Raw genomic sequence first — 17,183 nt, forward strand, 5'->3', positions numbered from 1 at the left:
CTTTATCGCTTGTTGCCGGCAGCAACGCGATCTTTCATCAGGTGAGAGGGTCGAAAGGATAAAACCCGGCGTGGAGTGATGGGAACTTCCTGGCCGGTCTTGGGATTTCGTCCGATACGTTCGTTCTTGTCACGAATGCTGAATGTGCCGAAGGATGAAATCTTCACCTGCTCGCCACGTACGAGCGCGTCCGAGATATGCTCGAGCACCGATTCGACCAGCTGAGCGGATTCGTGTCGGGAAAGCCCGACATCCCGAAATACCGCTTCGGCAAGATCCATCCGGGTCAGCGTTTTGTCGCTCATGATCTTTTCCCCTTTTATCGCAACAGGATGCTGTGGTTTCCCGATACTGTCAATGCAAAGGGCGGGTTTATCTCCCCGCCCCAGTCATTACGCCGGATGTGCGCAATTTACTGCGCACATTCCTGAATCTTCGCCAGATCCGGCCCATCGGGAGTGCGGCCCAGATTGAAAGGCGCCGAGGCATCCCGCCAGCTCGCATAATCCTGAAGATAGGCAAGCTGACTTGCATAGACTTTCGCAGACAGGGGATTTTCGCAGGCAACTTCCTCGATGGTCTCGTTCGCCAGTTTCTGGATCTGCTCGAGCGCGGCATCATCCAGCCTGCTGATTTCGGTTCCTGCCTCCTTGAACTTGGCAAAGGCTTCCGTCGCGCCTTTTTCCGTGAAGGACAGGCTCCAAAGCAGATTGGCATCGGCTGCGATTTTCAATCTGTTCTGAGTGTCTTCATCCAGAGCGTCCCAGGAAGCCTGGTTGATCATCACCCCGAAAACCGAAGACGACTGATGCCATCCCGGTGTGGACCAGTGTTTTGTGACCTGCTGGAAGCCGCCCGAGAAATCGACATTCGGGGTCGAGAATTCTGCTCCGTCAATAACTCCGCGTTCCAGCGACTGGTAGATCTCGCCACCGGCCATGCTGACCTGATTGCCGCCTAGCTTTTCAAGCAATTTACCCTGTTCAAGCCCCGAAAGACGAAGTCGCAATCCTTTGATGTCGTCGAGGGTCTTGATGGCTTTCTCGGTGGTGCGGAAGCCCGATTCGTTGTTGGTCACGCCATAGGGCAGATAGACCATGCCGAATTTGCCATAGACCTCGTTGTAAAGATCGGCGCCGCCCCACTCCTTTATCCAGTTGATATAATCCACGGCATTGAAAAGGCTGGCCGTGGTCGATAAGGGCGAGAAGGCACTGTCCCGTCCCGCCCAATAGCCGGGCCAGTCGCCGCCGGCCTGTATCGTACCCGATTCAACCGCGCCGAACACTTCACCCGCCGGGACAAGGGCTCCACCATCATAGAACTCGATGGTCAGCTTTTCCTCATCGACCAGCTGACTGACCAGTTCGACCCAATGCTTGTCTATCTCGATCAGTTCCAGGCTCGAGGGCCAGGTGCTGGTCATGGTCCAGGTTTCGGCCGTGGCGGGCGCGGCGGCGGTCAGTGACAGCGCCGCCGCCGTCATCAATCGTTTCATTTCATTCCTCCCGGTTACTGTTGTCTATGTCTTGTTGTGTCTTGCCGGGCTTAGCCGCCGTAAAGTCTGACCGGCAGCCATGTGACCATCGCGGGGAACAGGATGATGACTACGCACATCAAGATGATCAGCCCGATGAATGGCAATACGCCCATGATGATGCTTCCCGTCGATACTTCTCTTGGCGCAATGGCGCGCATATAGAACAGTGCGTAGCCGAACGGCGGCGACAAGAAGCTGGTTTGCAGTACCACGGCCATCAGCACCACGAACCACAGAGGATCGATTCCCATCTCTTTGACAAGCGGCAGGAAGATCGGGAAGGACAGCAGCACGATGCCGGTCCAGTCAAGGAACATCCCAAGGATAAAGACCGAGATCAGCATGACCAGCACCAGCAGATGCGGCTCTCCGGCCAAGGCGCGGATCAGGTCCTGACTGGCGCGCAGGCCGCCGGTGATGTTGAACACGCCGGTAAAGGCGGTTGCGCCGACGACGATGAACAGGATCATCGCCGAGGTCCGACCGGTTTCCAGCAGCGCGGAATAAAAGGTCCGCCACTCGAACCTGCCGCGCCCGATGACGATCAGCAGGGCAAGCGCGGCGCCGATGGCGCTGGCTTCGGTGGCCGTGGCGACCCCGGCCAGCAGCGAGCCAAGTATCCCGAGGATCAGGATAAGCGGGGGCACCGCCTCGATGATCAGCATCCGCCACATTTCGCCGCGGCTGATCTGTTCATCTTCGTGGATGGCAGGCGCCCAGTGCGGATTGATCCGTGCAACCACGAAAACATAAACGGCATAAAGCATCCCGAGGGCCAGCCCCGGAATCATTGCGCCCGCGAAAAGCTGGCCGACCGACAGACCCGGCGCATAGGAGGACATCAGGATCAGCATGATCGAGGGCGGGATCAGGATACCCAGACATCCCGAGGCCGAGATAAGCCCTGTCGCCAATCGTTTGTCATACCCGTATTGCAGCATTGGCCGCAGCGCCATCGTTCCCATCACGGTAATGGATGCGCCGATGATCCCGGTGGTCGCCGCCAGCAGAATCGAGATGAACACGACGGCAAGGCCCAGCCCTCCGGTCACATTCGCCAGAAGATGCCGCAGCGCCTCGAACATCTTGTCGGTCACACCGCTATCCGACAGGAAACGGGCCATCAGCACGAACAGGGGAATGGCGAGCAGGACGTAATTATCCAGCACATCCCCGAAAATCCGGTTGATGACGATACCCAGCGCCATTGTTTTTCCGGCGGCGACCGCCCCCAGAACCGCAGTGCCGCCAAGCACAAGCGCCAGCGGGTGCCCCATGAACAGACCCAGGACCAGCAGTCCTGACATGAGCAGTGCAATCGCTTCACCGGACATCCATCGGCTCCGTCTGTTCGATGTAATCGATCTTGTTCAGGATCAGCTTCAGAAATTCACTGACCCCCTGAATCAATAGCAGAACCGCGGCCACGAACATGGCGATTTTCAGCGGATAAACCGGCAATTGCACTGCGCCATAAGTCACCTCGCGCTGGTTAAAGGACGTCATGGCGAAGTCCCAGCTTCGCGTCGTGAAGACCCATGCAAAGGGAAAGAAGAAGATGATATAGCCTGCGACCTCGACCCAGCGGCGGGTATTGTGGCCAAGTCGCGCCGTCACCAGATCGACTTTCACATGGGCCTGATGACGCAGCGCATAACCGCCCAGCATGATGAAATAGAAGCCGTAAAGATGTTTGGTCACATCGAAGGCCCAGCGAGTCGGCTCGCCGAAGGCATTCCGCATGAAAATATCGTAGATCACGATGACGGCAAACAGGATGGCCACGAGCGATACGATCCGCCCGACGACCTCATTGATGCCGTCGATCAACCGAATGATCGGCAAGGCGAAATCCTCCCATATGGCTCCCGATGCTTTCTGCACCTGTATCGTTATCTCTCAATCTATCCTGATTGTTGCGCGAGGTGTCAACTGCAAGCCAAACGCGGTCGCGGTTTGATTTATCGCCGTGAGGACCTATCTTGTCCGCAAGATGAAGGAGGCGCGCATGGCCGGAGGATGGGCTCGCGACGACGCGGTGAACGAGCAGATCGAGATCAGCACGCAAGAGGCGATTGCCCGGGCGCGGCAACGCGCGACCGGACCTGCCGGCGATACTCCTTCGGCCGAATTCTGTGCGGAATGCGATGAGCCGATACCGCCCGCGCGCCGCAAGGCAATCCCGGGCGTTCAGCTTTGCGTGGATTGCCAGTCCGGCCGGGACAAATCGCGGCGGCCGACCGGCGGCATCAATCGCCGTGCCAGCAAGGATGCGCTGTTGAAATAGGTTCCGGACGCATCATATCCGGTGCCTTGCGGATTTCGGCCGCCGATTACTCCATACCTTCCGGGTACCAGTTTGCGATAATGGCCAATGAGCCGGAGCCGCCGGCCTCGACCAGCCGGGCGAATTCATCCACGTCGCTGCCCCGGAAGTGATAGGGGAACACCACGGTCGGTTTGATCGCGGCGACAGCCTCGGCGGCCTGCTCGACTGTCATCGTGTAGGGCAGGTTCATTGGCAGGAATGCGACCTCGATATCCGTCAGTGCCAGCATTTCGGGAGTCGGTTCGGTGTCGCCCGCGATATAGAAACGCTTGCCGCCGATTGTCAGGACATAGCCGTTGTCGCGCCCCTTGGGGTGATACTGCAACCGGTCCTCAGTCGTGTTATAGGCCGGGATGGCCTCGATCCGCAGATCCAGTACCTCGACAACATCGCCGTTTTCCATCGAACTGGCGCGCGTCTTCATCTCTTCGGGCAACATGTCATGTACGGCAGGGTTGCTGATCAGCCGGACGGCGGGCAACGCGTCGAGCGTGGGCAGATCGAAATGGTCGCCATGTTCATGCGTGATCAGGATCAGGTCGGGTTGGGGCAGATCCGCATATTTCGCGGCCCCGCCGACCGGATCGACATGGATGACGCCCTTGGGAGTTTCGACGACCATCGAGGAATGTTCGACCGGATGAAAGACCACCACGCCGCCATCGACGGGATAGCGGAAGGTTTTCGCTGTTTCCTGCGCAAGGCCGATCTTCGGCAGGGCGTTGCTGCCGATGGCGGCGGCGGCAAGAGTCAGTCCGGTGCGGCGGGTGATACGCATGTCGAGATCTCCTGAGGGCAATTTTCCGTAACGATAACGCGGTATCAGGGTAAAGGTTCCCGTGCCGTTTACCTGCGGGAATGTTTCCGGGATGAACACGGGATCCAATCTTTGCCATTCGTCCGGCAAGTGCGATAACAAGCGCGTTTGCAGGCAGATAAGAGGCTTGAACCATATCTCGGATTGTGGCCTCCTGCATGCATGACACATCCATTGATCAATCGCATATTCCCTGTCACCGGGCTTGCATTCCTCGCTACGGCCGGAATGGTATGGTCGCAGGATTTCAACGCTGCGCCGCCGAACGCGCGGGGCCAGACGGCGGCATTTGACGGCCAGACCCGTGCCCCGGTTCTGCCGGATACCGCTTTGCAGCAGCAGATCGTCGCAAGCGGATTGGAACATCCCTGGGGCATGGCCGAGTTGCCGGAGGGGAACTGGCTGGTAACCGAACGCCCCGGCCGATTGCGGCTGATCTCTGCTGACGGAAACATCTCCGCGCCGATCGAAGGGCTGCCCGAGATCGACAATCGCGATCAGGGCGGATTGCTGGATGTCGCGATTTCCGATGATTTCGCCGACACCCGGCAAATCTGGTGGAGCTTTGCCCAGCCGCGTGATGGTGGCAAGACGGGAACCGCGGTGGCCACCGGAACGCTGTCCGCCGATGGTGCGCTGGTCGAATCGGCTCGCGTGATCTGGCAGCAGACCCCTGCCTGGAATTCGACCCAACATTACGGCTCCCGGCTGGTATTCGACGGGAAGGGCGGATTATTCGTCACGACGGGTGAACGCTCGGTCAATGATGCGCGGGTTCACGCGCAGAACGTCGCGACCACATTGGGAAAGGTTGTCCGAATCGATCCGCAAAGCGGTGCGCCGATGGGGCAGCCGGGTGTCGAAGGTGCCCTGCCGGAGATCTGGTCCTGGGGGCATCGCAATCTTCAGGGCGCGACACTTGGACCTGACGGAGCGCTATGGACCATCGAACATGGCCCGATGGGCGGTGATGAGCTCAATCGGCCCGAGGCTGGTCGCAATTACGGCTGGCCGCGCGTCACCTATGGCGTCGAATATAGCGGGCAGCCGGTCGGCGAGGGGATCACGCAGATGGAGGGCACGGAACAACCGGTCTATTTCTGGGATCCTGTTATCGCGCCGGGTGGGATGCGCTTTTACGATGGCGACATGTTCCCCGACTGGCAGGGTGATCTGCTGATCGGGGGAATGCAGGCTGCCGCTTTGGTGCGTCTTGAACTGGCGGATGGCCGGGTCACTGGCGAAGCACGGCATCTGCAGGATATCGGGCGTGTCCGCGATGTCGAGATTGCATCGGACGGAGCGGTCATGCTGCTGACCGACGAGGAGGATGGTCAGCTGATCCGGGTAACGCCGGGCGGATAGCCGTTAACTATCCGCTGGATCAGAGCCATCCGGAACACGCGGTTCCGATACGGGCTGTGCCGGTTCGCTTCAGCCCGCGACGGCCCGCAGTAACCGCTTGCGGGCCGGAGGGATTGATCGGATCTCGACGCCGGTAAAGACATGTATGGTCTTTAAAGCCGGATCGACCACCGCGTGATCGCTGACCCAGCCACCCATGGCCAGATAACTGCGCAATAGCGGTGGCATCGTGGCCATGGCCAGCTTGGGGTCGGGTTTGCGCCGGCGCAGGGCGCGCGCGAAGCGGAACACTTTTGGTGCCTTGACGCGCGGCAGCCATCGGCGCGGCCCAAGATGCCGCTCTTTCAGCATGGCGAATGCTTCGGCATGTTCTTCGGGTTCGGTGCCGATGAAGCTTGAACAGCCGAACAGCATCTCGATCCCGGATTCATCGACGAAACGGGTCATGGCCGCCCATGCGATCCGCAGGATGCCGGGATCCCTGGCTTCGGGATGGATGCAGAATCTTCCCATCTCGACCATGGGACCATCAAAATTCCGCAATGCGTCGAGATTATAGAACTGCGCCGAATAGCTGCGCGTGATCTCGGAGCCGCCGGAAAGCGGCAGAAAGCGGAAACAGCACAAAAGCTGGCCGGTCTGGCTATCCTCGACCAGCATGTGATGGCAATCCGCGTCCAATGCGTCTTCATCTATATCTATGATCGCATCGTCCGTATCCTGCGCATTGCGGGCGACGAAACAAAGCCAGCGCAGACGCTGTGCTGAACGGATATCTTCGGTCGTTTCGGCCAGTCTCGCCTGAAAGCGGCCCTTGCGAATTGGTTGCATGTCGGCGGTACCTCTGCTTGCAACGCGTAACGACTAGCATAATGTCGTGTCGATTTCACGAAAGCGCAATGCTTCGCATGCGCGAATTTTGTGGATAAGCGAAAAGGAGCTATGCCTTGCCGCTTCCCGCGAAGCCTGCTAACCGGGCGCGGATTTCACTCTTGGCGGGCTTTGCCTGCCGCAAGCAAAGGTAGACCCATGGCCATCGAACGCACACTTTCGATCATCAAGCCCGACGCCACCAAGCGCAACCTGACCGGCAAGATCAACGCCAAATTCGAAGAGGCTGGCCTGCGTATCGCCGCTCAGAAGCGTATCAAACTGTCGCCTGAGCAGGCGGGCAAGTTCTACGAGGTTCACAAAGACCGCCCCTTCTATGGCGAGCTGGTCGAATTCATGGCTTCCGAGCCGGTCGTGGTGCAGGTTCTGGAAGGCGAGAGCGCGATTGCAAAGAACCGCGAAGTGATGGGCGCGACCAATCCGGCAGATGCCGCCGAAGGCACGATCCGCAAGGAATTTGCGCTGTCGGTCGGGGAAAACTCGGTCCATGGTTCCGACGCGCCGGAAACGGCGGCGCAAGAGATCGCCTTCTTCTTTTCGGGGCTGGAACTGGTCGGCTAATCGCCTGATACCCGGATTGCACGTCAAAGGGGGCCGTTTCGGTCCCCTTTTTCATTTCGTGCTTCCTAAGTTGCGGCAAAATCGATGCCGGGTTATGGCTAGAGAATAAGAAATTGGTGAAAAAAGGGGATTTCAATGCGGGCATTCGTGTTTCCAGGGCAGGGCGCTCAGACCACAGGCATGGGGCGCGAACTCGCGCAGACCTATCCTGCGGCGCGCGACGTCTTCGTTGAAGTCGACGAAGCGCTTGGAGAAAAATTGTCCGAGTTGATCTGGGAAGGCGATATCGAAACGCTGACCCTGACGCAGAACGCTCAGCCTGCACTGATGGCGACATCGATGGCAGCGTTCAGGGCCATGGAATCCGAGGGAATCGATATCGGTGCCGCCGATTACGTTGCCGGTCATTCTCTGGGCGAATATTCCGCCCTTTGCGCATCGGGTGCATTGACGCTGGCCGATACCGCGCAGCTTTTGCGTCTGCGCGGGCAGGCCATGCAAGAGGCCGTGCCGGTCGGGCAGGGGGCGATGGCGGCGATACTGGGGCTTGATTTCGAGACGGTGGACAGGATCGCCCGCGACGCCGCCGGGGATGAGGTCGTGCAGGCCGCCAATGACAACGATCCCGCGCAGGTGGTGATTTCCGGGCACAGGGGCGCGGTCGAGCGCGCTTCTGCCGCCGCGAAAGAAGCCGGTGCGAAACGGGCGCTTATGCTTCCTGTTTCCGCTCCGTTTCACTCGGTCCTGATGCAACCTGCTGCCGCCGTGATGGCGGATGCGTTGGCGGGCGTGGATATTCAGCCTCCGGCCGTGCCGCTGATCGCCAATGTCCGGGCCGAGCCGGTGATCGAGCCCGGCGCCATTCGGAGGCTGCTGGTCGAGCAGGTGACGGGAACCGTGCGCTGGCGGGAATCGATCGCGTATCTGATCGGTGCCGGGGTGACGGAGTTCTGGGAAATCGGTGCGGGCAAGGCGTTGTCCGGTATGATCAAGAGAATCGCCAGAGAGGCCGAGGTGAGGAATATCGGGATGCCGGCGGATATCGATGCATTGAAAGGCTAAGCGGGGATGCCGCCCGTCGCCGGTTGGTTCCTGAACCACTGGCGCACCTGCCGGCGGCCCCGGGATATTTCCATGAAGAAGAAGAGGCAGCATGATTGATCTGACGGGAAAGAACGCGCTTGTGACCGGCGCTTCGGGTGGCATCGGCGGCGCGATCGCCGAGGCGCTTCATGCCGCAGGGGCGGCGGTGGCGCTTTCGGGAACGCGCGAGGCGCCGTTGAATGAATTGGCCGGGAAGCTTGGTGAGCGGGCGCATGTCGTCCCCGCGAATCTGGCAGATCCCGAGGCCGTGGCCGCATTGCCGAAAGCGGCGGCCGAGGCGATGGGGTCTGTGGATATTCTGGTCAACAATGCCGGAATTACCCGCGATAACCTGTTCATGCGGATGTCGGACGAGGAGTGGGATCAGGTGCTGGATGTGAATCTGGGCAGCGTTTTCCGGCTGAGCCGCGCCGTCTTGCGCGGAATGATGAAGGCGCGCTGGGGGCGGATCGTGAACATTACCTCGGTCGTGGGGACAACCGGCAATCCGGGGCAAGGCAATTATGCTGCGGCCAAGGCAGGTCTGGTCGGTATGTCGAAAAGCCTTGCCTCCGAGGTGGCCAGCCGGGGCATTACCGTGAACTGCGTGGCTCCGGGCTTTATCGAAACCGCAATGACCGACAAGTTGAACGACGATCAGAAGTCCCGGATCCTGGGACAAATTCCAACCGGTCGGATGGGGACACCCGCCGACATAGCTGCAGCCGTACTTTATCTGGCCAGTCCCGCCTCGGGATATGTCACCGGTGCGACGCTGCATGTAAATGGAGGCATGGCGATGGTCTGAGCCGAAAGGGTGTGCTGCGTCGCAGCGAGAAAAAGCATGGAAAAGCGGTTGCATGATGCATAGGGGGTGCTATATCCGGCCCCTGAGCAGCAGGGAAACCGCCCTGTGCCAACACGGGCGATGCCCGGGAACCATATTTGGGCGGATGCCCGCGAGAATGAGGTTGTGATATGAGCGATATCGCTGATCGCGTGAAAAAAATCGTTGTCGAACATCTTGGTGTCGATGAAGAGAAAGTGGTCGAGTCCGCTTCTTTCATTGACGATCTGGGTGCTGACAGCCTTGATACCGTCGAACTGGTGATGGCTTTCGAGGAAGAATTCGGCATCGAGATTCCCGATGACGCCGCTGAAACCATTCAGACTGTTGGCGATGCGGTGAAGTTTATCAACGGCGCGGTCTAAGGTCGGATTTCGCCTTTACCGGAATTCAGGAAAGCGGCGCTCCTTTAGGGAGCGTCGCTTTTTCATTGCGGGCGGCATATCTGAAAGCGAGGGTTAATCTTCCTGTTCCAGCAGCTGGGCGGCGGGAAGGATGAGCGACAGATTTTCCATGGCAGCGTCGACGAAATCTTCCGATACGCCAAAGGCCCAGCTTTGGGTCGCATTATTGGTGGCCGCGATAATGGCCGAGGCAAGGATGTCGATCATCCTGGGATCGGCATCCGGCAGGCGCCGCTGAAGAAGCCCTGCCATTTTACCGCGCCGCGCCAGAACGGCATTATTGCGCAAGGCCGTCAGCTTGGGATCGGTTTCGCTGAGCTTGAGAAGATGCCCAAGCATTTCCCTTTCGTGCAGAAAGCGTGAAATGTGGACAGAGATCAATTCCCGAAGATCGGTCAGCAGGCTGCCTGTGCCATTTATGAATAATTCGGCCGCATCCTCGGGGTAATCCGGCTGCGGCCCCATGAGCGCGGCTTCTTTATAGGGGTAATAGTTGAAGAAAGTGCGTGCACTGATACCTGCGGCACATGCGATCGCTTCGGTCGTGATATTGTTCAGCCCGTTCTTGATGGCAAGCGCGATTGCTGCGGACTGAATCTTTTTGGCGGTGTGATAGCGTCGGATTGATGACGAACTCATTCACGTTCCTGAGGTTGTTCCGGCGTCACCGCCAAATTGCAGTGACTGCATCAAAATCACAGACCGTCAGGCTACTGTCAACGCAAGAAGCGGGTTCTGTGATCACAACAACAAATTCAACCCATGAATGGGTTGAATTTCACTGGTAGGAAGCGCGATGGAATTCGGGATATTATCAGGAACCCCAGGTCCGCACGGGACCGCAATCCATATGCACGAAATTCGAACCGCTATATTTGCCGACGCCACCAGCCCGGCAAGAAGCTGCCGCCTGATACATCTGGCCGACCGAGCGCGATTTGAGCCGCAGATCAGCAGCCTTGCCCGTCACATGCAGCGAATTCTTGGCCACGCCGGAAGACCGTCTGCGCAGCATCGCATTGGTCTGCGGTGAACGATAGCCCGACAACAGCATATAGGGTTCGTTCGTTTGCAGCAGCCTGTGCGACGCGGTGGCAACGTCAATGGTCCGCGGATCGATGCCGATTGCTGTTCCGGTCCGCCAATCGCGCATGAAGATGTTGATTTCATTAAGAGATTCACGAATGTATTTGCCGTCGACCCAGTAAACGGCATCGATGCTTTCACCGGTTCGGCCGTTATACATCCGGATACGGCGCATATCGCCTGCTCCGCGCAAGAAGCCAAACGCATTGGCCATTACAGGGGCAGCTGTCACAGCAGTCGCCGCGAACACCCCCAGTATTCCACGCCGGGAAATAGGATTGATTGTCATGTCAGATCGCCTGTCCTGCTTCGTTCATTTGGCCGCGTTTCTGCGGCTTCTTGGAAGATGTCTTACGATGATTAACAATATGTCAAAATCTTCAGGTTGTAGAAACCTATTTGTGCGCAAGGCGATAAATCTGACTGGATATCGGCAAGAAATCGCCTATCATGCCGCTTGTTGCCGTTGAGCGTCATATTGTGCCGATTATGCAACTTTGCGGCTTTGATCTTACGGGTTCGTCCGGCCTTCATGGATCCTTCGCATGATCAATGGCAGAATCAAACCATGATTTATGAGGTTTCGATGCGGCGATCGGGTTTTTCAGTCCTCCTGGCGGCAGCTATGATCATGAGCGGTACGCAAGTGGCGACCGCGCAATCTTCCGTCATGCAGAGCGGTGGGACAACCGTGGCGGTTTCACCCAGATTGCATTTCTCGCCCGACGAAATGGCGCTTGCAGAGGCGGTGGCAAGTCATCCGGCTTTGGCCGCATTTTATGGCGGGAATGGGTTGAAGCCGATTTTCACCGGCCCCGAAGGGGAGGTCCGGCGTCAGGCGTTGCGCGATGCCATTGAGACAATGCCTTCGCATGGTATTCCAACATCACGTTACCACCCCGACAGCCTGGGCTCGGCAGGGCAGGATTTCACGTCCGAGATGGTTTATGCCCGGACTCTGGCGCGGATGATCCAGGATTTGACCGGTGGCGTGATCGATCCTGCACGGTCGGTCCCCGGTATCCACCGCGAGGTCAGGCGCCCTGCCGTGGCGCAGCTGATAGCGGAATTCGCCGCCAGCGATAATCCCGCGAACTATCTGGTGAAGCTGGGGCCGCAGCACGAGCCGTATGAACAGTTGCAGGCGGCCTTGCATGAAACGCAGGCGATGAGCGTGCCTGCCGATCTGCCCAAGGCGCCCGAGGCAGTCTGGCGTCTGGGCATGAGTGATGAGGGTGTCGCGCTTCTGCGCGCTCGTCTGGCAAGTATCGGGCTTGAGGCCGAACGGGTAACTGACCCACGGCTTTACGATGAAGCCTTGTCGGCAGAGGTTGCCCGCTATCAGGAGGCGGTCGGGCTTAATCCGGATGGCGTGGCGGGCCCGAACACGATCCGTCAGCTGAATTCGGATGGAATGAATGCGCGAACCCGGGCCATCATCGTCGCATTGGAGCGGATGCGCTGGATGACGGGCGAGGCATTGGATGACCGTATGGTCTGGGTCAATATTCCGGAATACAAAGCCCGCATCTTCGAAAAAGGGCATGAGGTTTTTCAGACCCGTGTCGTGGTCGGCAAGGCGGAAACCGAGATGCAGACCCCGGAATTTTCGGACCAGATGGAATATCTGGTGGTGAACCCCCGCTGGAACGTGCCTCGCTCGATCACGATCAAGGAATATCTGCCGCAATTGAAAGCGAACCGTTATGCCGTCTCGCATATCGATATCGTGGATGGAAATGGCAATGTCGTGCCTCGGGACAATATCGACTTCGCCCGCTATACGGCATCAAGCTTTCCCTATCGGATGCGTCAGAAGCCAAGCGACGACAATGCCTTGGGAAAGGTGAAATTCATTTTCCCGAACCAGTGGAATATCTATCTGCACGATACGCCGACGAAACATCTTTTTGCCAACCAGTCGCGTGCTTACTCGCATGGCTGCATCCGGATCGGCGACCCGTTTGACCTGGCCTATCAGCTTTTGTCGGTGCAGACGGAAAACCCCCAGGCTGTTTTCGAGCGTGCCCTGAATACCGGCAAAGAGACCTGGTTGAAGCTGACACCCGAAGTACCGGTGCATCTGGTCTATTTCACGGCATTTCCGGACGAGACAGGGCAGATTCGCCTTTATAAGGACGTCTATGGGCGTGATGCGGTGATTTGGGGATTGCTTGAAAAAGCCGGTCTGGATTTGGACGCGTAAACCGATTAAGCCACATGTGAAAGGTGGCAATCATGTCTGTAACCATTGGCGAACTTGCACGCGCATTGGATGCGCAGGCCTGGGGAGATCAATCCCTGCCCGTGACGGGCGCGGCAGAACCCTCGGAAACCGTACCTGTGGGCAAGGATGGGGGGGTTATCGCCCTGGCGATGGCTCCGAAATATGCCGGGGCTTTGCGCCCGGGAAGCATGGCGATCCTTGCCGAGGGCATGAATCCCGAAGAATACGGGCTGAAAGCGGCAATCTTCGCGCCGCGTCCGCGTCTGGTCATGGCCGGTCTGACCCGTGCATTCGATCCCGGCCCCGATATCGCACCCGGCATACATCCCACAGCCGTGATCGATGACAACGCCGAGATTGGTGAGGGCGCAGCTATCGGACCTTTTGTGGTGATCGGCGCCAATGCCCGTATTGCGTCCGGGGCGCGGATCGGGGCGCATGTCTCCATTGGGCGGGGAACGCGGCTTGGCCAGGATGCACTGATCCTTCCGGGCGCGCGCATTGCCCATGGCGTCACGGCGGGGGAACGTCTGATCGTTCAGCCCGGGGCCTCGATCGGCGGAGACGGTTTCTCTTACGTGACGCCCGAGGAATCGGGGATCGAGGAAATCCGTCGCACGCTGGGCACCCGCGATGATCTCAGGGCTCAGCACTGGACCCGCATTCATTCTTTGGGCGGGGTCGAAATCGGGAATGACGTCGAAATCGGCGCGAATGCCACCGTCGACCGCGGGACGATACGGGCCACCCGGATCGGCTCCGGCACAAAAATCGACAGTCTCGTACAGATCGGCCATAATGTCGTGATTGGCGAAGATTGCCTGTTATGCGGTTTGGTGGGCGTCGCCGGTTCGTCGAAGATCGGCGATCGTGTGGTTCTTGCCGGGCAGGTTGGTGTCTCGGATAATATCGAGATCGGCGATGATGTTATCGCAGGCGGCGCCAGCAAGATATTCACCCGTGTCCCGGCCGGGCGTGTGATTCTTGGTCATCCGGCGGTAAAGATGGAAACGCAGATGGAAATCCAGAAAGCGACCCGTCGTTTGCCACGTCTTGCAAGCCAAGTTGCAAAGCTTCAGGAAACCGTTACACGCCTGTTGGAAAAGGGATGAACTGGAGGCGACATGACTGACACCGTAAAATCCCGAATCAAGGAACTCATTGCCGAGCAGGCGATGCTGGAACCCGATCAGATTTCCGATGAGGCGACCCCCGAGGAGCTGGGGATCGACAGCCTTGGGCTGGTCGAATCGATCTTTGCGATTGAAGAGGAGTTCGATATCACGATTCCCTTCAACGCCAATGAGCCCGAGAAATCCGAATTCGATATCTCGACCATGGGGACGATCATCGCGGCGGTGGAACGGCTTGTAGCGGAAAAGGCCGCATGAGCGCCAAGAGAACCGGCAAGAAAAAAACCGAGGAATCTCGTACCGTAAAATCCTTTGATCCGTTGACCCCTGACGGGTTGCGCAGGGTGGTCATCACCGGGGCGGGCACCATCAACGCGCTTGGCCACGATGTGGCGACCACGCTGGAAGCTTTTCGCGAAGCGCGTTGCGGCATCACGCAGCTTGATTTTCGCGATGTCGAGCGATTGTCTATCCAGATCGGCGCGCAGATCCATGACTGGCGGCCCGAAAGTTACTTCAATCGCCAGCAAATCCTGCTTTATGACAAGTTCACCCAATTCACGCTGCTGGCGGCCAAACAGGCGGTCGGGCAGGCGGGGTTGAATTTTCAGGGCAAGCTGGGTTTGCGTGCCGGGGTGGTTTTGGGCACGGCCGGGGGCGGCCTGAATACCTGGGACGATAATTATCGTGCCGTCTATGAAGAGGGGAAGAACCGCGTTCATCCCTTTGTCGTGCCGAAGCTGATGAACAATGCCGCCGCCAGCCATGTTTCGATGGAGTTCGGGCTGCGCGGTCCATCGTTTACCGTCGCGACTGCCTGCGCAAGTTCCAATCACGCCATGGGGCTTGCCTTTCAGATGATCCGGTCCGGTGCGGCGCAAGTGATGCTGACCGGAGGATCAGAGGCGATGCTGTGCTTTGGCGGAGTCAAGGCATGGGAAGGGCTGCGGGTCATGTCCAAAGATGCCTGCCGCCCCTTCAGTGCCAATCGCAACGGCATGGTTCAGGGTGAGGGTGCTGGGGTTTTCGTCTTCGAGGATTACGAATCCGCCCATACCCGCGGGGCCGATATTCTTGCCGAGGTGGTCGGCTTTGCGATGTCTTCGGATGCGCAGGATATCGTCATGCCATCGGCACAAGGGGCCGAGCGTGCCATCAGCGGTGCGTTAAGCGATGCGGGCCTGAACCCCGAGCAGATCGGCTATATCAATGCCCATGGCACGGGAACGGCTGCGAATGACAAGACCGAATGTGCCGCTGTCGCCCATGCGTTTGGTCATCATGCCGACCGGCTGATGATATCTTCGACCAAATCCATGCACGGGCATTTGATCGGGGGGACGGGCGCGGTCGAATTGCTGGCCTGTATCATGGCTTTGCGGGACGGCGTGATCGCCCCGACCATCGGATATCAGGAGCCTGATCCCGAATGTGCGCTTGATGTGGTGCCGAATGAAGCACGGGATGCGCAGGTGGATGCGGTGCTGTCCAATGCGTTCGCCTTTGGCGGGCTGAATGCCGTGATCGCGTTACGACGGGTGTGATGGCCTGATTTCACTCCGCCGCATGGAAAAACCGCGCCGGATCCGGCGCGGTTTTTTGTTTTCACGAATAGCTTTACAGCGGGGCCAATTATTCTGCCGGCTGCGCTTCTTCTTCGGCAGGCTGTTCTTCGGTATTGCCGCCTTGCTGCTCGGCCGTCGCCTGTGCTTCCTTGGCGAGTTGTTCCAACTCACTATAGGCCGCAGTGAAACCTGCCAGAGACAGTTCAAGTTCGACCGGGTTTTTGGGATCCGAACCAAAGGGCAGCAATTCCACATTGGCCTTGGAACCGCCTTTCAACGCGCCCAATTCATCCGCGGTGAATCCCATGCGCGAAACGCAACCAACCGGAGCGCAGAAGCTGAACGGATAGCCGCTTGCCTTGTTTCCGTCGATTCCGAAGCTCAGGCCCTTGGTCAGGTCGGTTTCCAGCGGAACGACCATGGTGGCGCCAGCGGCAACTTCGCCATTGCTCAGAGGAATAAGCGTCATCTCGGCGACGGAATTGCCGTCGCTGTCCTTCAGCAACTGATACAATTCGCAGGGATCATTGCCGCTTTCGGTCGTGACACAGCGAATCGTCCAGTCGGAATGAGTCGATTTCGCATAGTAGGAACCGACCTTCGGTTCGTCATCCGCGCCTTCGGCTGCCTGTTCGGAAGGCGTTCCGCCTTCGACCGGGGCACCAGGTGCCGCAGCTTCGCCGGTTTCTGCGGCTTCGCCTGCAGCGGCAGGTTCATCCGAGGCTGGTTCTTCTGCGGCAGCTTCAGGCTGCTCGGTCGCTGATTCGGCCTCGTCCGCATTCGCTTCGCCCGCGGCGGTTCCTTCTGCGGAAGCACCATCGTCGGATGTTGCGGCAGCTTCTCCCTCGGTCGCCGCATCCGCACCGGCTTCTTCTTCAGCCGCATCGCCATTCACGGCATCGGCTGCGTCTTGAGCGGCGGATTCCGCGTTATCAGCGGCGTTCTGGGCTTCCTCGGCCAAATCTGCTGCAGATTGCGGCAATTGCGCCGCGCCATCTGCCGGCGCCTCTGCTTCAGGGGCTGGGGCGTCCTGTGCGAAGGCAGGGGATGCGATGACCGCCAGAACCGCGAGAAGCGAGTACGAATTCCTGAGTTGCATAATCGGTTCTTTCCTTTGCTCGATGTTTTGCTGTCGCGTAACACGTATAAATGCGTTTGTCAGCGTGTAACACGATATCAGAGTTCAACATGGTTTGAGCGATTTCGCATTCAGCCAACCCGGGTTGCTACGACGAAAGGCGCGAAATGGCAAAATTATCGATGAACAGGGGCCGCATAGACAGTTGACGTCCTTGTGACACAAGAATAGCTTGCGACGAATGATGACCGGCCAGT

The 17,183-nt window shown here is 58.6% G+C and carries 19 protein-coding genes; 10 read left to right on the plus strand and 9 right to left on the minus strand.

The window, feature by feature from the left end:
* Positions 1 to 2: 2 nt before the first annotated feature.
* The 4 genes from ihfA to D3P04_RS14840 form a co-directional block, all read right to left on the minus strand.
* Positions 3 to 305 carry an integration host factor subunit alpha gene (gene ihfA / locus D3P04_RS14825; RefSeq protein WP_119750251.1) on the minus strand — a complete coding sequence of 101 codons (303 nt, stop codon included), beginning with the start codon at positions 303 to 305 and terminating at the stop codon, positions 3 to 5.
* 107 nt (positions 306 to 412) lie between these two features.
* Positions 413 to 1,498, minus strand: a complete 1,086-nt coding sequence (dctP, locus tag D3P04_RS14830; RefSeq protein ID WP_119750253.1) for a TRAP transporter substrate-binding protein DctP — start codon at positions 1,496 to 1,498, stop codon at positions 413 to 415.
* A 50-nt stretch (positions 1,499 to 1,548) separates the two neighbouring features.
* Complete coding sequence (locus D3P04_RS14835; protein ID WP_182912885.1) at positions 1,549 to 2,874, minus strand: TRAP transporter large permease; 1,326 nt, start codon at positions 2,872 to 2,874, stop codon at positions 1,549 to 1,551.
* The gene (locus tag D3P04_RS14840; RefSeq protein WP_408634380.1) at positions 2,864 to 3,424 is read right to left on the minus strand and encodes a TRAP transporter small permease subunit; all 561 of its coding nucleotides are present in this window, start codon (positions 3,422 to 3,424) and stop codon (positions 2,864 to 2,866) included. The genes D3P04_RS14835 and D3P04_RS14840 overlap by 11 nt, the downstream gene beginning before the upstream one ends.
* 124 nt (positions 3,425 to 3,548) lie before the next feature.
* On the opposite strand from D3P04_RS14840, the gene D3P04_RS14845 reads away from it, so the two are divergent.
* Positions 3,549 to 3,827, plus strand: coding sequence for a DksA/TraR family C4-type zinc finger protein (locus D3P04_RS14845; RefSeq protein WP_119750255.1), 279 nt, complete (start codon positions 3,549 to 3,551; stop codon positions 3,825 to 3,827).
* Positions 3,828 to 3,873: 46 nt separating this feature from the next.
* On the opposite strand, the gene D3P04_RS14850 is transcribed toward D3P04_RS14845, so the two are convergent.
* Positions 3,874 to 4,647: an MBL fold metallo-hydrolase gene (locus D3P04_RS14850; RefSeq protein WP_119750257.1), complete on the minus strand. Its 774-nt coding sequence runs from the start codon at positions 4,645 to 4,647 to the stop codon at positions 3,874 to 3,876.
* A 201-nt stretch (positions 4,648 to 4,848) separates the two neighbouring features.
* Here D3P04_RS14850 and D3P04_RS14855 point away from each other — a divergent pair, with 201 nt between their 5' ends.
* Positions 4,849 to 6,051 carry a PQQ-dependent sugar dehydrogenase gene (locus D3P04_RS14855; protein ID WP_119750258.1) on the plus strand — a complete coding sequence of 401 codons (1,203 nt, stop codon included), beginning with the start codon at positions 4,849 to 4,851 and terminating at the stop codon, positions 6,049 to 6,051.
* Positions 6,052 to 6,120: 69 nt separating this feature from the next.
* On the opposite strand, the gene D3P04_RS14860 is transcribed toward D3P04_RS14855, so the two are convergent.
* A complete protein-coding gene (locus D3P04_RS14860) occupies positions 6,121 to 6,882 on the minus strand; it encodes a GNAT family N-acetyltransferase (protein ID WP_119750260.1) in 762 nt (253 codons plus the stop codon).
* Between the two features lie 198 nt (positions 6,883 to 7,080).
* On the opposite strand from D3P04_RS14860, the gene ndk reads away from it, so the two are divergent.
* The 4 genes from ndk (at position 7,081) to D3P04_RS14880 (ending at position 9,798) form a co-directional block, all read left to right on the plus strand.
* Positions 7,081 to 7,503: a nucleoside-diphosphate kinase gene (ndk, locus tag D3P04_RS14865; protein ID WP_119750262.1), complete on the plus strand. Its 423-nt coding sequence runs from the start codon at positions 7,081 to 7,083 to the stop codon at positions 7,501 to 7,503.
* A gap of 135 nt (positions 7,504 to 7,638) precedes the next feature.
* Positions 7,639 to 8,565, plus strand: coding sequence for an ACP S-malonyltransferase (gene fabD, locus D3P04_RS14870; RefSeq protein ID WP_119750264.1), 927 nt, complete (start codon positions 7,639 to 7,641; stop codon positions 8,563 to 8,565).
* 91 nt (positions 8,566 to 8,656) lie between these two features.
* The gene (fabG, locus tag D3P04_RS14875; RefSeq protein WP_119750266.1) at positions 8,657 to 9,394 is read left to right on the plus strand and encodes a 3-oxoacyl-ACP reductase FabG; all 738 of its coding nucleotides are present in this window, start codon (positions 8,657 to 8,659) and stop codon (positions 9,392 to 9,394) included.
* A 170-nt stretch (positions 9,395 to 9,564) separates the two neighbouring features.
* Positions 9,565 to 9,798: an acyl carrier protein gene (locus D3P04_RS14880; RefSeq protein ID WP_119750268.1), complete on the plus strand. Its 234-nt coding sequence runs from the start codon at positions 9,565 to 9,567 to the stop codon at positions 9,796 to 9,798.
* Between the two features lie 93 nt (positions 9,799 to 9,891).
* On the opposite strand, the gene D3P04_RS23885 is transcribed toward D3P04_RS14880, so the two are convergent.
* Entirely contained in the window at positions 9,892 to 10,476 is a 585-nt protein-coding gene (locus tag D3P04_RS23885) for a TetR/AcrR family transcriptional regulator (RefSeq protein ID WP_119750270.1), read from the minus strand.
* Positions 10,477 to 10,651: 175 nt separating this feature from the next.
* The gene (locus D3P04_RS14890) at positions 10,652 to 11,212 is read right to left on the minus strand and encodes a YcbK family protein (protein ID WP_119750272.1); all 561 of its coding nucleotides are present in this window, start codon (positions 11,210 to 11,212) and stop codon (positions 10,652 to 10,654) included.
* A gap of 342 nt (positions 11,213 to 11,554) precedes the next feature.
* Here D3P04_RS14890 and D3P04_RS14895 point away from each other — a divergent pair, with 342 nt between their 5' ends.
* The 4 genes from D3P04_RS14895 to D3P04_RS14910 all read left to right on the plus strand — a co-directional run bounded on the left by D3P04_RS14895 (position 11,555) and on the right by D3P04_RS14910 (position 15,827).
* On the plus strand, positions 11,555 to 13,129 hold the full coding sequence (locus D3P04_RS14895; RefSeq protein ID WP_232845025.1) for a L,D-transpeptidase family protein: 1,575 nt from the start codon (positions 11,555 to 11,557) through the stop codon (positions 13,127 to 13,129).
* Between the two features lie 32 nt (positions 13,130 to 13,161).
* Entirely contained in the window at positions 13,162 to 14,262 is a 1,101-nt protein-coding gene (locus D3P04_RS14900; RefSeq protein WP_119750274.1) for a UDP-3-O-(3-hydroxymyristoyl)glucosamine N-acyltransferase, read from the plus strand.
* A gap of 12 nt (positions 14,263 to 14,274) precedes the next feature.
* Entirely contained in the window at positions 14,275 to 14,541 is a 267-nt protein-coding gene (locus D3P04_RS14905; protein ID WP_119750276.1) for an acyl carrier protein, read from the plus strand.
* A 77-nt stretch (positions 14,542 to 14,618) separates the two neighbouring features.
* A complete protein-coding gene (locus D3P04_RS14910; protein ID WP_119750536.1) occupies positions 14,619 to 15,827 on the plus strand; it encodes a beta-ketoacyl-[acyl-carrier-protein] synthase family protein in 1,209 nt (402 codons plus the stop codon).
* An 88-nt stretch (positions 15,828 to 15,915) separates the two neighbouring features.
* On the opposite strand, the gene D3P04_RS14915 is transcribed toward D3P04_RS14910, so the two are convergent.
* Positions 15,916 to 16,947, minus strand: coding sequence for an invasion associated locus B family protein (locus D3P04_RS14915; RefSeq protein ID WP_119750278.1), 1,032 nt, complete (start codon positions 16,945 to 16,947; stop codon positions 15,916 to 15,918).
* Positions 16,948 to 17,183: the final 236 nt, after the last annotated feature.

The organism is Paracoccus onubensis (genome assembly GCF_003591515.1).
GTDB classification, from domain to species: Bacteria; Pseudomonadota; Alphaproteobacteria; order Rhodobacterales; family Rhodobacteraceae; genus Paracoccus; species Paracoccus onubensis.

Coding starts and splice junctions, on each gene's coding strand:
- ihfA (WP_119750251.1), bottom strand. CDS start 305: ATGAGCGACAAAACGCTGACCCGGATGGATCTTGCCGAAGCGGTATTT.
- dctP (WP_119750253.1), bottom strand. CDS start 1,498: ATGAAACGATTGATGACGGCGGCGGCGCTGTCACTGACCGCCGCCGCG.
- D3P04_RS14835 (WP_182912885.1), bottom strand. CDS start 2,874: ATGTCCGGTGAAGCGATTGCACTGCTCATGTCAGGACTGCTGGTCCTG.
- D3P04_RS14845 (WP_119750255.1), top strand. CDS start 3,549: ATGGCCGGAGGATGGGCTCGCGACGACGCGGTGAACGAGCAGATCGAG.
- D3P04_RS14850 (WP_119750257.1), bottom strand. CDS start 4,647: ATGCGTATCACCCGCCGCACCGGACTGACTCTTGCCGCCGCCGCCATC.
- D3P04_RS14855 (WP_119750258.1), top strand. CDS start 4,849: ATGACACATCCATTGATCAATCGCATATTCCCTGTCACCGGGCTTGCA.
- D3P04_RS14860 (WP_119750260.1), bottom strand. CDS start 6,882: ATGCAACCAATTCGCAAGGGCCGCTTTCAGGCGAGACTGGCCGAAACG.
- ndk (WP_119750262.1), top strand. CDS start 7,081: ATGGCCATCGAACGCACACTTTCGATCATCAAGCCCGACGCCACCAAG.
- fabD (WP_119750264.1), top strand. CDS start 7,639: ATGCGGGCATTCGTGTTTCCAGGGCAGGGCGCTCAGACCACAGGCATG.
- fabG (WP_119750266.1), top strand. CDS start 8,657: ATGATTGATCTGACGGGAAAGAACGCGCTTGTGACCGGCGCTTCGGGT.
- D3P04_RS14880 (WP_119750268.1), top strand. CDS start 9,565: ATGAGCGATATCGCTGATCGCGTGAAAAAAATCGTTGTCGAACATCTT.
- D3P04_RS23885 (WP_119750270.1), bottom strand. CDS start 10,476: ATGAGTTCGTCATCAATCCGACGCTATCACACCGCCAAAAAGATTCAG.
- D3P04_RS14890 (WP_119750272.1), bottom strand. CDS start 11,212: ATGACAATCAATCCTATTTCCCGGCGTGGAATACTGGGGGTGTTCGCG.
- D3P04_RS14895 (WP_232845025.1), top strand. CDS start 11,555: ATGAGCGGTACGCAAGTGGCGACCGCGCAATCTTCCGTCATGCAGAGC.
- D3P04_RS14900 (WP_119750274.1), top strand. CDS start 13,162: ATGTCTGTAACCATTGGCGAACTTGCACGCGCATTGGATGCGCAGGCC.
- D3P04_RS14905 (WP_119750276.1), top strand. CDS start 14,275: ATGACTGACACCGTAAAATCCCGAATCAAGGAACTCATTGCCGAGCAG.
- D3P04_RS14915 (WP_119750278.1), bottom strand. CDS start 16,947: ATGCAACTCAGGAATTCGTACTCGCTTCTCGCGGTTCTGGCGGTCATC.